The 1,409-nt window shown below is 41.2% G+C and carries 2 protein-coding genes; both read right to left on the bottom strand.

Going from position 1 to position 1,409, the window contains the following annotated elements:
* Positions 1-550, bottom strand: a 550-nt coding sequence (locus F6K53_RS42575; protein ID WP_366511448.1) for a hypothetical protein, incomplete at its 3' end; no start/stop codon positions are given.
* A gap of 80 nt (positions 551-630) precedes the next feature.
* Positions 631-987: an acyl carrier protein gene (locus F6K53_RS42570; RefSeq protein WP_293086594.1), complete on the bottom strand. Its 357-nt coding sequence runs from the start codon at positions 985-987 to the stop codon at positions 631-633.
* Between the last annotated feature and the right edge of the window lie 422 nt (positions 988-1,409).

Here is a 1,409-nt window from a genome sequence, read left to right as displayed (position 1 = left end):
TGACAATATTTCCTCTGAGTCTCCTCTGTTTCTGCGATTTGTACCATTTACTCTGAAAGGAATTTTTTAATAGGGCTTTGCCCAGCAGCGCCTGCTTAGTCTTGTAACCAACTTTTTGAAAGGTTTTAACGTGGTATTGTTCTTGGTTGGTTTCGGTTTCCAATTCCCGGCATAGGGTTTCGTAACCGCCAACTGCGACAAAAACGCCCCTTGTGACTTGGTTGTAAAGGATAGTTGCTGCTTCGCTAGCGGCTGTTCCATTGTACATGGCAACCCAGAACAGATGATTGAGCGCAATTTTTTGCGAAGGTGAGGCAGCTTGGTAAATGGGTGTACCGTAGAGCACCGAAAGTTCTGGGTCACTCCAATAAAAATCGCGATTAACCTGATAGTTAAAGTTTTTACCTAGCTCCTCTATTTTCTCGGTATAGTCAGACTTAACATTATTATTAAAGGTTCTTTCAATCAATGTCAAATGCTTCTGATTATTTTTGTCCTCCAGGTTTGAAGCTTGACTATTTCTGGTTTGATTTGATACAGTTTTTATCACTTTTTTTTCCCGGTGAGTGCAATTAACAACTTTGATGATGTTTATAGTGAAACTGAATCAATGGGAAGATTTAATCCCATTTAAGCCTCTCCTTTGAGTTCATTGGCTAAATGCTGCGCCAGAGATTCAACACTTGGGTAATCGTAAAGAAGGGTAGGAGCGAGTTCCTGCTTTAACCATTCCTCTAAGTCCCCCGTGATTCCAACAGCTGCACTTGAATCCAAACCATAGTCATTAAAGTCTAAGGTAATATCCACCTCATCGGGTTCGATTTCTAACATTTCAGCCAGATAGGATACTAACCAAGCTTGAATTGTTGCTGCAGTTATAGGTTCTTGAGGAGGAGCTATGTGACCATTGTCAGTGCTACTTACTGAAGTATTACTTACTGAATCTATTATTGGCATCTCGGCAACTTCTAGATTTTGAGTTTCCATTGTTTAAAAATCCTCGATAATTATTGCTACAATTTACATCAAATGTTCAATTTTGGGAGATAGCCTTAGCTTCTATCATTCCTGTTGTTGGAACTTTAACCTCCCAGACCAAGTCAGCCAATTCACTAGTGCGGATTTAACAGTAAGCTAAGTTAATACTGAGAAGCAATAACAATTGCCAACCCCAATCCCATCACTCTTAATCGTTATTTTTGGCTTCGGTTTCTGCGTGGAATCCGCCATCGATTCTACTGGTGTTGTGGGATCTAAATGCATCGACATAGGTCTTTCTCAGATTCTGCTGAATTTAATACATCCAAAGTTCCATCTGAGATGCGGCAAGGGGACTCCCGTTATACCCGGCACGGGTTAGCGGGAGGGGAATTGCCGCGCTTCTAGTAAACTACCCTATCGGGTAGTTT

This window comes from Moorena sp. SIO4A1 (assembly GCF_010672065.1).
Lineage (GTDB): Bacteria > Cyanobacteriota > Cyanobacteriia > Cyanobacteriales > Coleofasciculaceae > Moorena.
Note: the sequence above shows the minus strand (reverse complement) of the source record. Positions and strands in the feature narration are given on the sequence as shown.